The 13,402-nt window shown below is 74.6% G+C and carries 10 protein-coding genes and 1 pseudogene; 6 read left to right on the top strand and 5 right to left on the bottom strand.

Features of this window, described 5'->3' with window-relative positions; all coding sequences use genetic code 11:
• Positions 1–79: 79 nt before the first annotated feature.
• Entirely contained in the window at positions 80–3,112 is a 3,033-nt protein-coding gene (locus ACSP97_RS33740; RefSeq protein WP_440555757.1) for an FAD-linked oxidase C-terminal domain-containing protein, read from the bottom strand.
• A 116-nt stretch (positions 3,113–3,228) separates the two neighbouring features.
• Between ACSP97_RS33740 and ACSP97_RS33735 the strand changes: the two genes are divergently transcribed.
• A complete protein-coding gene (locus ACSP97_RS33735; protein WP_070023439.1) occupies positions 3,229–3,666 on the top strand; it encodes a MarR family winged helix-turn-helix transcriptional regulator in 438 nt (145 codons plus the stop codon).
• A gap of 81 nt (positions 3,667–3,747) precedes the next feature.
• On the top strand, positions 3,748–4,332 hold the full coding sequence (locus ACSP97_RS33730) for a hydrolase (RefSeq protein ID WP_440555756.1): 585 nt from the start codon (positions 3,748–3,750) through the stop codon (positions 4,330–4,332).
• A gap of 64 nt (positions 4,333–4,396) precedes the next feature.
• Here ACSP97_RS33730 and ACSP97_RS33725 read toward each other — a convergent pair whose 3' ends face one another.
• The 3 genes from ACSP97_RS33725 to ACSP97_RS33715 all read right to left on the bottom strand — a co-directional run bounded on the left by ACSP97_RS33725 (position 4,397) and on the right by ACSP97_RS33715 (position 5,608).
• On the bottom strand, positions 4,397–4,570 hold the full coding sequence (locus tag ACSP97_RS33725; RefSeq protein WP_355147119.1) for a hypothetical protein: 174 nt from the start codon (positions 4,568–4,570) through the stop codon (positions 4,397–4,399).
• Positions 4,571–4,702: 132 nt separating this feature from the next.
• Positions 4,703–5,071, bottom strand: coding sequence for a DUF6479 family protein (locus ACSP97_RS33720; RefSeq protein ID WP_257585002.1), 369 nt, complete (start codon positions 5,069–5,071; stop codon positions 4,703–4,705).
• Positions 5,072–5,320: 249 nt separating this feature from the next.
• A complete protein-coding gene (locus ACSP97_RS33715) occupies positions 5,321–5,608 on the bottom strand; it encodes a hypothetical protein (protein WP_355147117.1) in 288 nt (95 codons plus the stop codon).
• A gap of 195 nt (positions 5,609–5,803) precedes the next feature.
• Between ACSP97_RS33715 and lanKC the strand changes: the two genes are divergently transcribed.
• The 4 genes from lanKC to ACSP97_RS33695 all read left to right on the top strand — a co-directional run bounded on the left by lanKC (position 5,804) and on the right by ACSP97_RS33695 (position 12,404).
• On the top strand, positions 5,804–8,431 hold the full coding sequence (gene lanKC / locus ACSP97_RS33710) for a class III lanthionine synthetase LanKC (RefSeq protein WP_440555755.1): 2,628 nt from the start codon (positions 5,804–5,806) through the stop codon (positions 8,429–8,431).
• A 39-nt stretch (positions 8,432–8,470) separates the two neighbouring features.
• Positions 8,471–8,587: a SapB/AmfS family lanthipeptide gene (locus ACSP97_RS33705; protein ID WP_074995342.1), complete on the top strand. Its 117-nt coding sequence runs from the start codon at positions 8,471–8,473 to the stop codon at positions 8,585–8,587.
• Between the two features lie 89 nt (positions 8,588–8,676).
• On the top strand, positions 8,677–10,470 hold the full coding sequence (locus tag ACSP97_RS33700; protein WP_440555754.1) for an ABC transporter transmembrane domain-containing protein: 1,794 nt from the start codon (positions 8,677–8,679) through the stop codon (positions 10,468–10,470).
• Positions 10,467–12,404, top strand: a complete 1,938-nt coding sequence (locus ACSP97_RS33695) for an ATP-binding cassette domain-containing protein (RefSeq protein WP_440555753.1) — start codon at positions 10,467–10,469, stop codon at positions 12,402–12,404. The genes ACSP97_RS33700 and ACSP97_RS33695 overlap by 4 nt, the downstream gene beginning before the upstream one ends.
• Here ACSP97_RS33695 and ACSP97_RS33690 read toward each other — a convergent pair.
• Positions 12,330–12,518: pseudogene (locus ACSP97_RS33690) on the bottom strand (LuxR C-terminal-related transcriptional regulator); the annotation flags it as partial. The gene ACSP97_RS33695 and the pseudogene ACSP97_RS33690 overlap by 75 nt on opposite strands.
• Positions 12,519–13,402: the final 884 nt, after the last annotated feature.

Below are 13,402 nucleotides of genomic sequence, written 5' to 3'. Positions count from 1 at the left end.
ACTTCACTCCCCGCGGTACGGCGCCGCCCGCTGCGTCGCGAGCTTGCGGCCCGGGCCGGGCACCGTGACGGAGGACGCCTCAGGCGCGGCGGCGCAGCAGCCACAGGCCGAGCGCGGCGCCCGCGGGCAGGGCGGCGGCCGTCGCCCAGCGGGCCGTGCGGGACGGTTCGGACGGGCGGTCGGCCAGGCGTTCGGGGTGTTCGCTCGGCAGATTGCCGTCGAGGGCGAACGCCAGGGCCTCGGCCAGGTGCACGGCGCGGCGGCCGGTGCCGCCCTCCTCGATCTGGGTGCGGCAGCTGAAGCCGTCGGCGAGGACCAGGCTGTCGGGGGCGGCGCCCCGGACGGCGGGCAGGACGCCCTGTTCGGCGACGGCCATGGAGACCTCGTGGTGGCCGCGTTCGAAGCCGAAGTTCCCGGCCAGACCGCAGCATCCCTCGTCCAGGACGTCGGCGTCGAGGTGGGCGCGGCGCATCAGTTCGCGGTCGGCGTCGAACGCGAGCACGGCGTGCTGGTGGCAGTGGGTCTGCACGGTGGCCTGCCGGGCGAGCCGGGGTGGCTGCCAGTCGTCGGGGGCGTGGTGGACGAGCTGTTCGGCCAGGGTGCGCACCTGTCCGGCCAGCCGGGCGACGTCCTGGTCCCCGGGGAGGAGTTCGGGGGCGTCGGAGCGGAAGACGGCGGTGCAGGACGGTTCCAGTCCGATCACCGGGGTGCCCGCCGCGAGCCAGGGCGCGAGCACATCGAGGGTGCGCCGCAACACCCGTTTGGCCGCGTCGAGTTGGCCGGTGGAGATCCAGGTGAGGCCGCAGCACACCGGCTCGGTGGGGACGGCGACCCGGAAACCGGCGTCCTCCAGGACGCGCACGGCCGAGCGGCCGATCGCCGGGTGGAAGTAGGTGGTGAAGGTGTCCGGCCACAGCAGTACGGTGCGCGGGTCGGCCGGGTCCGCGGGCTCGCGGTCCTGGGCCCGCCACCACTGGACGAAGGACTCCTCGGCGAACACGGGCGCCGAGCGGGCCTGGTCCACGCCCGCCAGCAGTTTGCCCGCGCGGGCCAGACCGGGCGCGTGCAGCGCGGAGTTGACCAGCGCGGGGGCGAGCCGGGACAGCCGGGCCCACAGCGGGAGCCGGCCCAGGGCGTAGTGGGCGGCGGGGCGGGGGCGGCCCGCGTAGTGCTGGGAGAGGAACTCCGCCTTGAGGGTGGCCATGTCGACTCCGGTGGGGCAGTCGGACTTGCAGCCCTTACAGGCCAGGCACAGGTCCAGGGCGTCGCGTACGGCGGTGGAGCGCCAGCCGTCCTGGATCGCGGAGTCGGCGTGCCCGTTCAGCATCTCGAACAGCAGCCGGGCCCGGCCCCGGGTGGAGTGCTCCTCCTCGCGGGTGGCCCGGTAGGAGGGGCACATCACCCCGCCGGAGTGGCTGCGGCAGTTGCCGATGCCGACGCAGCGCATCACCGCGCGGTGGAAGGAGTGGTCGTCCTCGGGGAAGCCGAAGTGGGTGGCCGGGGTGTCGGGCCGCCAGGCGGAGCCGAGGCGCAGCTGCCCGTCCACCGGGTGCGGGCGGACGATCTTTCCGGGGTTCATCCGGTCGTCCGGGTCGAACAGGTCCTTCAGCTCGCCGAAGGCGGTGACCAGGCGCTCGCCGAACATCCGGGTGAGCAGCTCGCCGCGGGCCTGGCCGTCGCCGTGCTCGCCGGAGAGCGAGCCGCCGTAGGAGGAGACGAGGTCGGCCGCGCGTTCCAGGAAGCGGCGGAAGTCCGCGATGCCCTCGGCGGTCCTGAGGGCGAAGGGGATGCGGGTGTGGACACAGCCCTGCCCGAAGTGGCCGTACAGGGAGGGGTGGTCGTAGTCGAACTCCTCGAACAGGGCTTTGAGGTCGCGCAGGTAGTCGCCGAGCCGCTCGGGCGGTACGGCGGAGTCCTCCCAGCCCTCCCAGGTCTCCCGGTCGTCCGGCGGGCGGGCGGTGACGCCGAGCCCGGCCTCGCGGGCCTTGAGCATCCTCTGCTCGCGCTCGGGGTCGTCGGAGAAGGCGACCCTCGGGCTCTTCTCGTCGATGTCGAGGGCACGCAGCAGGGCGTGCGCCTGCTCGTCGACGGCCTCCTGGCTGTCACCGCTGTACTGCACCATCAGCCAGCTGTCGCCCTCCGGAAGGACGTCGAGGGAGTCGAGGTAGGCGCCCTCCTCGCGCATCAGCTGGGCCATGCGCCCGTCCAGCGCCTCCAGTTGGGTGGGCGAGCAGTGCTCCAGGAGGCGGGGCACGTCGTCGGCGGCGGCGCAGATGTCGTCGTAGCCGAGGACGAGCAGCGACTGGTACGCCGGTACGGGCACGAGGTCGAGTTCGGCCCGCAGCACGGTGACCAGGGTGCCCTCGCTGCCGACGAGCGCCTTGGCCACGTCGAAGCCGTTCTCGGGCAGCAGCGAGTCGAGGTTGTAGCCGGAGACGCGGCGCGGGATCTTCGGGTAGCCGTGGCGGATGTCGGCCAGGTACTCGGTGGCGATGCGGTCGAGGCCGGCGTAGAGCGCGGCGAGCCGGCCGCCGCCGGAGATGATCCGGGCCCGTTCCTCCGGCGGGGTGGGGCCGACCCAGGCGCGCTGTCCGTCGTAGGTGAGGATCTCCAGGCGGCGGACGTTGTCGACGGTCTTGCCGTAGGCCTGGGCGGAGGCCCCGCAGGAGTTGTTGCCGATCATGCCGCCGAGGGCGCAGTGGCTGTGGGTGGACGGCTTCGGCCCGAACTGGAGCCGGTGCCGGGCGAGTTCGCGGTTGAGCGCGTCCAGGACGATGCCGGGCTCGACCACGCAGGTGCGCCGTTCGGGGTCCACGCTGATCAGGGCGTCGCAGTACTTGGTCCAGTCGATCACCACGGCGGTGTTGGTGCACTGCCCCGCCAGGCTGGTGCCGCCGCCCCGGGACAGGACGGGCGCGCCGAAGCGCGCGCACACCGACACCGCCCGGGCGCCGTCCTCGACCGTGCGGGGGACGACGACACCGAGGGGCACCTGCCGGTAGTTGGAGCCGTCCGTGGCATAGGCGCCACGGCTGCCCGCGTCGAAACGGATCTCGCCGTCCACCTCGGCACGCAGCGCCGCCGCAAGGCCGGCCGTGTCCCCAGAGCTCATCCGCACTCCTCGCGTTCCACCGGGTTGGTCCGGGCGCCGAGTACCCGAGAGTTGTTCAGGTAAAGCTGAACAGTCTCAGCTGGACAGTTCTGCCTGGCGGACCTAGGGTGACCGGCATGGATCACATCTCCGACACGGCCGTCCGGGCGGCGCGTGACCTGCGGGTGGTGTTCAGCCGGCTGCGGCGGCGCATCCGCGAGGTCGCCCAGGACGCCGACCTGACACCGTCGCAGGAGTCCGCGCTGAGCCTGGTGGGCAAGCACGGCGCGGCCACCGCGAGCGCGCTGGCCGCCGCCGAGGGGGTGCGCCCGCAGTCCATGGCCACCACGCTGGCCGCACTCGAACAGCACGGGCTGATCCGCCGTGCCCCCGACCCGGACGACGGCCGCCGCCAGCTGGTCACCCTGACCGACGCCGGCCGGGCCCGGATCGAGGGCAACAGGCAGGTGCGCGAGGAGTGGCTGGCGCGCGCCTTCCAGGACCGGTACACGGACGAGGAGCGGCAGACGGTCCTCGCGGCCCTGGAGCTGCTGCAGCGGCTGTCCCAGCACTGACGCCGGGCCCCGCCGATCGGTCCACGCGACCGGCTCCCGGCACACCCACGAAGAACACCCCTCGAAAGGCCTGACCGACTCATGTCGCTCACCACGCTCGACCCCCGTACCGCGCTCGTCGTCATCGACCTCCAGCGCGGCATCGTGGGCTCCCCCACCCAGCCGCACTCCGGTGCCGACGTGCTCGCCCGCTCGGTGCGGCTCGCCGACGCGTTCCGCGCCCGCGACCTGCCCGTCGTCCTCGTCCGGGTGTCCTTCGCCGCCGACTTCGCCGACGCCATGCCCGGCCGCACCGAGCAGCAGGGCGGCGGCGCGGCCTTCCCGGAGGGCTGGGACGTCCTCGTCGACGAACTGACCGGCCACGACGGCGACATCCAGGTCACCAAGCACAACTGGAGCGCCCTGTTCGGCACGGACCTGGACGTGCAGCTGCGCCGCCGCGGTGTCACCCAGATCGTGCTGACCGGCATCGCCACCAGCATCGGCGTCGAGTCCACCGCCCGCGACGCCTACGCCATGGGCTACAACGTCACCCTCGCCACGGACGCGATGGCCGACCGTGACTCGCAGACGCACGCGCACAGCGTCGAGAAGATCTTCCCGCGGCTCGGCGAGACCGGCACGACCGACGAGATCCTGGAGCTGCTCGCCAAGACCCACGGCTGAACCGCACGCGGGCCCGGCCCCGCACCGCCTCGTCGCGGTGCGGGGCCGGGCCCGCGCGTGCCGGTCAGTCCTCGCCGCGCACGATGGTGTCCTCGGCGTTCTCCCCCGGCCGCCGGTCGGCGCGGTCCAGGACCGCGGGGAGACACGTGCGCACTCCCCGGTCCCGCCGGCCGCGCGCCTGCGCCCAGCCCGTCTCGCCCTCCGGCACGTCCGGCTTCCGTGTGGTCCGCACGATCACGTCGCGTCATCTTCCCTCTGCGTGCTGCGGCCGACGGGACCGGAACGCCGGCCCCGCGCGGGCCTGGTGTCCGCTGTCGGGGACGGGTCCCACGCGTGGCGGACCGCAAACCCCGGCCAGGCCGGGCGGCCGTCAGGTGCGGCCGCCGCCACCGCCGCCGAAGGACCCGCTGGAACCGGGCGACCAGCGCGGACGCCGCTGGTCGTCGGCGCGCCGGGAGCGCACGTTGGTGAGCTGGTGGGGGGTCAGCCGCTCGTTCCCGTCGGCGGCCTTCGGCACGTCCTCGGGCTCCCGCATCTCATGACTCTCGCGCACCGGCCCCGTCGTCGGCAGCTTCGGCTGCTCCTCGGGACGCGGCGGGGCGGGTTCGCGCTGCCGCACCTTGAAGCCCAGCCGGAACGCCCAGATCAGCCCGCCGACACAGGCGGCGCCGACGACCAGGATGAGGACGTATCCGAAGACCTGTGAGCGGGTGGCCGCTTCGTACATGGCAGTGTTCATGGACGCCGGGTACCCGGGCCGCGCGAGCGAATACCCGCAGGCGACGACGAGCGATATGGGGGCGGCGCCGGCGCGTCGCCCGACGCAGGGGACGCCGGAAGGCGCGGGCGCGTTGCCCGGGAGCGCGAGGGCGGGGGCGGCGCGTTGCCCGGGGACGGAGGCACGGGGGCGGCGCCGGCCGGCACAGGATGTGGGTCCCGCGGGTCACAGGTCGGTCGTGGCGGTGCCCGGTCCTCCGGCTCGGCCGCCTCAGCCGGCCGGTGGGCGCTGGGACTGGTCGGCGGCGGCGCGTTCCACCTCGGCCTCGATGTCGGCGCGCGGCCGGCCCGTCTCCTTCGCGTACTCGCTCAGCGCGGCCTGCACGTCCCGGGCGAGGTCGCGCCAGGCGCGCAGCGCGGTCTCGTAGGTGCCCGACTGGGCGCCGGTCATGCCCCGCTCGGCCGGGGGTCCGTAGGTCTCCCGCAGGTCCTCGACCGTGGCGTGGGCCGCGTCGGCCGCCCGCTGCTTCTGCACCAGTTCTTCGAAGGTGTGTGCCACCCCATCGAATCTAGGCGGGGTCCGGTCGGCGCGCCTGTCGAACCCACCGCCAGCGCCGCCGGTCATTCGAAAGCCGCCGAACACAACTTGACCCGTGCGTTCCTCATGGTGTTCTCGTGACAGACGTGACTGTCCGCGACCGGTCGACTCCTGCGAGTGTCTAGCCGTCACCCAGGAGAGGGGCGGAGCAGGCGCATGGACAAGCGGTACGAGGTGTACGCGCTGGCCGACGGGCACTTCTACGACACGCCCGACCGGCTGTCGGCGGACGACGGCACGGCCGCGCCGCTGTTCCCGACGGCGCGTCGCACCGTCCCCGACGGCTGGCGCGCCGCGCGCAGCGGTGACTGGCTGACACTGACCCCACTCGGCGCCGGCGGCACGCCGCAGCCCGCACCGGCCCAGGGCTGGAAGATCCACTCCTCGGCCACCGCGGACAACGCGGAGGAGATCGCCGGCATCGTGTGGGACTACTGCGTGCCGCGCCGCATCCCCTTCAAGTTCGTGCCCGGCCCGCATCTGCTGCATCTGCGCAACGCCAAGTACGCGGGCCGCGACACCAGCGGCAAGTTCGTCACCGTCTACCCGGACGGCGAGGAGCAACTTCAGCTGATCCTGGAGGAGTTGGGCGCCCTGCTGGAGGGTTTCCAGGGGCCGTACATCCTCACCGACCTGCGCTGGGGCGAGGGCCCGCTGTACGTCCGCTACGGCGCCTTCGCACGCCGGTACGTGGTGGACGAGCGCGGCACGCTGGTCCTGGCCGTCGAGGACGGCACGGGCCGCCTGGTGCCGGACCGGCGGGCGCCGTCCTTCCAGGTGCCGGAGTGGGTGACGCTGCCGGAGTTCCTGCGCCCCCATCTCGCGGCACGCAACACCACGACGGTGGGCGAGCTGCCGTACCGCATCGAGAAGGCGATGCACTTCTCCAACGGCGGTGGGGTGTACGCCGGTACGGACACCCGGGACGGACGCCGGGTGGTGCTGAAGGAGGCCCGGCCGCACGCGGGGCTGGCCGCCGACGGCGCGGACGCGGTGGCCCGGCTGGAGCGGGAGAAGGCGGCGCTGGAGCGGGTCGCCGGGACCGGGGTGGTGCCCGAGGTACGGGACTGGTTCACGCTCGGCGACCACCGGTTCCTGGTCATGGACTTCCTGGACGGCCGCCCCCTCAACTCCTTCTTCGCCGAACGGCATCCGCTGCTCACCGCCGACCCCGACCCGGCGCAGGTGGCCGCGTACACGGCGTGGGCACTGCGCATCCACGCGGCGGTGGAGCGCGCGGTGGCGGCGGTGCACGCGCGCGGACTGGTCTTCAACGACCTGCACGTCTTCAACATCATGGTGGCGCCGGACGAGGAGTCGGTGTTCCTCATCGACTTCGAGGCCGCCGCCCCGGCCACGGACAACGCCCGGCAGACGGTGGCCAATCCGGGGTTCTTCGCGCCGCCGGACCGCCGCGGCCCGGACGTCGACCGCTATGCCCTCGCCTGTCTGCGGCTCGCCCTCTTCCTGCCGGTGACCACCCTGTTCGTGGTGGACCGGGGCAAGGCGGCGCACCTGGCGGAGGTGATCGCCGGGGAGTTCCCTCACGTGCCGCGCGCCTTCCTGGACGAGGCGGTCGCCGAGATCACCCGGGAGCCCGGGGCACGCGCGGCGCGGCGCGGCCGGCCCGCGCCGCCGGTGGTGCCGGGCGACTGGCCCTACAGCAGGGACTCGATGGTGAAGGCGGTGCTCGCCTCCGCCACGCCCGAGCGCGACGACCGGCTGTTCCCCGGCGACATCGCCCAGTTCTCCGACGGCGGCGGCCTCGGACTCGCGCACGGCGCGGCCGGGGTGCTGTACGCCCTGCGCGCCGCCGGGGCCGCCCGCTACGAGGAGGGCGAGCGCTGGCTGCTGGACCACACCGCGCCGCCACCGCCCGGCACCCCGCTCGGCCTGTACGACGGACTCGCGGGCGTGGCCCTCTTCCTCGACGAACTCGGGCACCGGCAACGGGCGCTGGACCTGGTGGAGGGCGTCCTGCGGGAGAACTGGCGCGGGCTGTCCGCCGAACTGCACGGCGGCCTCGCCGGGCTGGGCCTGGTCCTGGACCACCTCGCGCACACCACCGGCGAGTCCGAACTGGGGGCGCATGCCGAGGAGGCCGCCGAGATCCTCGTACGACGTCTCGCCGAGCCGGTGCCGGACACGCCGCGCCGCCGGGCCGGGCTGCTGCGCGGCGCGACCGGACCCGCGCTGTTCCTGCTCCGGCGGTACGAACGGACCGGAGACAAGAGCCTGTTGGAGTGCGCGGCCGAGGCGCTGCGACGGGACCTGGCCAGGTGCGTCCACCAGGAGGTGACCGGCGGCCTCGAAGTCGACGAGGGCTGGCGGACACTGCCGTACCTCGGCGACGGCAGCGCCGGCATCGGCATGGTCCTGGACGACCTGCTGGCGGCCGGAGTGCCCGATCCGGGCGGCGAGTTCGCACGCGCCCGGGACGGCATCCTCACCTCGGCCACGTCCCGCTTCTACGCCCAGCCCGGCCTGTTCCAGGGCCGCGCCGGGATGATCCTGCACCTCGCCCGCAGCGGCGCGCCGGGGGCCACCCCGGAGCGGCTGACGCGGCAGATCGAGGCGCTGGGCTGGTCCGCCATGAGCTACCAGGGCCAACTGGCCTTCCCCGGGCACCAGATGATGCGCCTGTCCATGGACCTCGCCACCGGGACCGCGGGCTGTCTGCTCGCCCTCTCGTCGGCGCTGGACGACGGGCGCGCCGCACACCTGCCCTTCCTCCCGCCGCCACCGGCGGCCCCGATACGCGGCTCCGCACCGACGGAGTCGTGACACATCCCCGTCCCCTCATCAAGGGAAAGGACAACGATCATGGCACTTCTCGATCTGCAGGCCCTGGAGTCCGACGAGCACAACGGCGGCGGCGGCGCCAGCACGCTGAGCCTGCTCTCCTGTGTCTCCGCGGTGAGCACGCTGCTCTGCCTCTGACCGGGCGGTGAACGGCTCCGGGCGGCCCGCGAGGGGCGCCCGGAGCCTTCGCGCGCCATTCCGGCACGACCCGAGTGAGGCGGCAGCAGATGACCACCCCCGACGACACTCCCGGCCGTCTGCCGCACGCGGTGCTGCGGCACAGTGGTGCCCGCGCCGCCGCGCTGTGCGCGGCGAACACCGCGGCGACGGCCGCCGGCCTGCTGCTGCCGGCCGCGCTCGGCCACACCCTGGACCTGCTGCTCGCGCACGCCCCGGCCGCCCGCTGGCTGGTGTGCTGTGCGGCCCTGGTCCTGCTGGCCACCGTGCTGGAGGCGGCCACGGAGGTGCTGGGCGGCACGCTCGGCGCACGGTCCACGGCCTGGCTGCGCCGCCGGATGACGGACCACGTGCTGGCGCTGGGGCCGCGCGCCACGGGCCGGTTCGGCGCCGGGGACCTGGTGGCACGGCTGGTCGGCGGGAGTGCGCAGGCCGGAACGGCGCCGGGCGCGCTCGCCGCGCTGCTCGCCGCGCTCGCGGGGCCGGTCGGGGGCGTGGTGGCACTCGGGCTCATCGATCCATGGCTCGCGGCCGTACTGCTGGCCGGCGCCCCGGTGCTGGCCCTGCTGCTGCGCGCCTTCGCCCGGGACACCTCGGCCTGCGCGGCCGACTACCAGCGGGAGCAGGGCACCCTCGCGACCGGACTCGCGGAGGCGGTCGGCGGGTACCGCACGATCCGCGCCGCGGGCGCCGAGGACCGCGAGGCCGCGCGTGTCCTCGCCCCGCTGCCCCGGCTCTCCGCCTCGGGGCACCGGATGTGGCGGGTGCAGGGGCGGGCGGCCGCCCAGGCGGTCACCGTGGCACCGCTGCTGAACCTGGGGGTGCTGGCGGTGGCCGGCCTCCGTCTGTCCCAACATCAGGTGTCCGTCGGCGAGTTGCTGGCCGCGTCGCGGTACGCGGTGCTCGCCACGGGCATCGGCGTCCTGGTCGGCCAGCTGGCCGCGCTCGGCCGGGCGCGCGCCGCGACCGCGCGGCTCGCCGAGGTGCTGGCCGAGGCCGCACCGGCGCACGGCACCGGGAGCCTGCCGCCGGGACCCGGCCGCCTGGAACTGCGGGGCGTGCGGGCCGGACGCGGTGGGCGCACCGTGCTGGACGGGGTGGACCTGGTCGTGCCGGGCGGCACGGTGCTGGCCGTGGTCGGCCGCTCCGGCACCGGGAAGTCCCTGCTCGCGGAGGTGGCCGGGCGGCTCACCGACCCGGACGCGGGCGAGGTGGTCCTCGACGGCGTACCGCTGCGCGACCTTCGCCACGCCGAGCTGCGCGGCGCGGTCGGCTACGCCTTCGAACGGCCCGCACTGCTCGGTACGACGATCGAGGACACCCTCCGCTTCGGCCTCGCCGCCCCCTCCCCGGCCGCCGTCCGCGCGGCCGCCCGCCGGGCCTGCGCGGACGACTTCGTGCGCCGGCTGCCGCACGGCTACGCGACCCGCCTCGCCGACGCCCCGCGCTCCGGCGGCGAGTCCCAACGGCTGGGCCTCGCACGGGCGTTCGCGCACGGCGGCCGTCTGCTGATCCTCGACGACGCCCTGTCCAGCCTGGACACGATCACCGAACGCCACATCACCCGCTCCCTCCTGGACGCCGGTCCGGGTCCGACCCGGCTGCTGATCGCCCACCGCGCGGCGACGGCGGCGCGCGCGGACGCGGTGGCCTGGCTGGACGGGGGGCGGGTGCGGGCGGTGGGGCCGCACCGGGAGCTGTGGCGGCAGGCGGAGTACCGGGCGGTGTTCGAGGTCGCGGAAGAAGCCGAGGAACAGGCTGCGGAAGGGGCCCCGGAAGAAGCCGCGGAAGAGGGGTCCGGAGCCGGGTGGGACCCGCGGGACGAGACGGAGGCACGGGCATGACGGACGTACCGGAGGAACGGGCGGTGCGCGTGTCGTGGTGGACGGCCCTCGCCGCGCGGTGGCCGGCGGTGCTGCGGACCGGGTGGCCGGTTCTCGCCCGGCTGGCCGGCTGGTCGCTGCTGGAGGCCGGGCAGACCTTCCTCCTCGGGTACGCCCTGGCGCGGGCGCTGGACGGCGGGTTCCTGGCCGGGGACACGCGGGCGGGACTGCTGTGGCTCGGGGCCGCGGGGCTCGCCGTGGTGGCGGGGGCGTACGGCACCGGGCGGGTGTACGGCGCCGTCGCCGCGCTGGTGGAACCGGTCCGCGACCGGCTGGTGCGGGGCGTGGTGGCCCGGGGGATCCGGGAGGGCGACGCCGGGGCGCTGTCCGGGCTGACCCAGCAGGTGGAGCTGGCCCGTGACGCCCTCGCCGGTGTGGTGCTGGTCTCCCGCTCGTTCCTGTTCACCTCCGTCGGCGCGCTGATCGGCCTGTGCTCGCTGGATCCGTTGCTGCTGGCGGTGGTGGTGCCCCCGCTGCTGGCCGGAACCGCCCTGTTCGCGGCGACGCTGCGCCCGCTGGCCCGCCGTCAGGAGGCCTTCCTGGCCGCCGACGAGGCGCTGGCGGAGGATCTGGGCACGGTGTGCCCGGGGCTGCGCGACGTGACGGCGGCCGGGGCGGAGGCACGGGTCGCCGAGGCCACCGGGGAGCTGATCGGCGCGGAGCGGCGGGCGGCGTACGCGCTGGCCCGCTGGGGGGTGACCAGGGTGGCGGCGCTGGCCGTGGGCGGGCAGTTGCCGGTGGTGCTGCTGCTCGTCGCCGCGCCCTGGCTGCTGGGCCACGGCGTCACCCCGGGCGCCCTGGTCGGTGCGCTCGCCTATGTCACCCAGTCCCTGCTGCCCGCCCTCCAGAACCTCGTGCACGGCCTGGGCACCAGCGGCTCCCGCCTGACGGTGATCCTGCGCCGCCTGACGGCACAAGCACCGGCACAAGCGCAGGTACAGACTCCGGCACAAGCGCAGGCACCGGCACCGGCATCCGTGGCGCGGCGGCCGAGTGGCCGACACGCCGAGGACGCCGCCGGCCGCGCCCGGCGTCCGGCCCAGCCCCCCGCCCTCTCCCTCACCGACGTCACCTTCTCCTACGGCCCCACGAGCACCCCCGTCCTCGACGGCCTCCACCTCGACCTGCCCGCGGGCGGCCACCTGGCCGTGGTGGGTCCCAGCGGCATCGGCAAGTCGACGCTCGCCGCGCTGGTCGCGGGGCTGCTGCGGCCGGACAGGGGGTCGCTACGGGTGTTCGGGCGGCCCGTCGAGCAGGCGGCCGACTCGCGGGTGCTGGTGCCGCAGGAGGCGTACGTGCACAGCGGGACCCTCGCCGAGAACCTGGCCCTGTACCGGGAGGGCCCGGTGCCCGAGGCGGAGTTGCTGGCGGCGGCCGAGGCGGTCGGGCTGACGCCCTTGCTGCGGACGCTGGGCGGCCCCGGCGCGCCGGTCGATCCGGCGGCGCTGTCGGCCGGCGAGCGGCAGCTGATCGCGCTGGCCCGGGCCTATCTCTCCCCCGCCCCGCTCGCCCTGCTCGACGAGGCGACCTGCCATCTCGACCCGGCGGCCGAGGCGCGGGCCGAACGGGCCTTCGCCCGCCGGCCGGGCGGCACCCTGGTCGTCGTGGCGCACCGGATCAGCTCGGCGCGCCGCGCCGACCGGATCCTGGTCATGGACGGCGCCCGCACCGTCTGCGGCGGGCACGAGGAGTTGCTGCGCGCCTGCGCGCTCTACCGGGAGCTGGTCGGCGGCTGGTCAGACCCAGCCCTCTCCCCGGGATATGCGGATGGCGTCGACGCGGTTGCGGGCGCCGGTCTTGCGGGTGATCGAGGCCATGTAGTTGCGGACCGTGCCGTGGGACAGATGCAGACTGCCGGCGATCTCGGCGATGGAGGCTCCGCCCGCCGCGAGTGACAGCACGCTCAACTCCCGTCGGGTGAGCGGGATCTGCGCCGCTCTGAGGAAGCCGAAGCCCAGCGAGGCATCGACGAAACGTTCCCTCTCGGCGACCGACCGGATGGCCCGCACCAACCGGTCCGGTGAGCCCCCCTTGTCCACGAAGCCGAGCGCGCCCGCCTCCGCGGCCCGCTTCAGCAGGCCCGGCCGGCTGGCGTGGGCGAGCACCACCAGCGCCGGGGGCCTGCCGCCGGTGCCGGGCGGACAGAGTTCGGCGAGCGGCGGCACCCCGTTGCCCTCGGCACAGTCGAGGTCGGCCGCGCAGACGTCGGGACATAAGGAGCGCACCCGGGCTCCGGCGCCGCGCCACGGCGTGTCCTCCACGTCCAGGCCGGGTTCCCGGCGCAGCCATTCCGCCAGGACCGATCGCACCAGACACGCATCGTGCACCAGCAAAACCCGGATCACTGTCCGCCCCCTCGGCTCGCCGCACTTGGTCGTGAAGATCCTGTGCTCGATTTCGGCTCGTTACGCGCGTGCCCCATTGTTGGCGGCCGTCACGCCCGGCGGGCGCGGAGAACCGGCCATCGAGTTGCGCGGGGGCGCATACGAGGCGCTCGTACGCCGTGGTGCGCAACCGTTGGGGTGGCATGGGGCAGACCTGTCCGGGTACCTGATCGCGTCCCGATCCAACACCCTATGGAATCGTTCAGTAACGTTCAGTGTCGGTCGCATACCGGAACCGCTGCTTCAGCGAATCTGCACATTGAATGCTCAACGAAGGCACCGCGGTCAGCGGTTCTGCACATCCGCGCGCCCCCGGGCCGTCCGGAACGCACGACATGCCCGACACGCCGCGCCGAGGCAAGGCCGCGGCCGCGCCAATGCGGCGCGGCATGTGAAAAAGTCGCCGACAAGCCGTGTCCGCGCCTGCACGGATGAACCCCGTAATGGATCAAGTTCCCAGGTGAGAGCCCTGGTTGATTGGAAGCGCGCGCCGCGTGCGTGCTTTGATC

It is taken from the genome of Streptomyces sp. SCPE 10, assembly GCF_051980735.1.
Taxonomy (GTDB): Bacteria; Actinomycetota; Actinomycetes; order Streptomycetales; family Streptomycetaceae; genus Streptomyces; species Streptomyces misionensis.
This window is presented reverse-complemented; position numbering and strand designations above follow the sequence as displayed.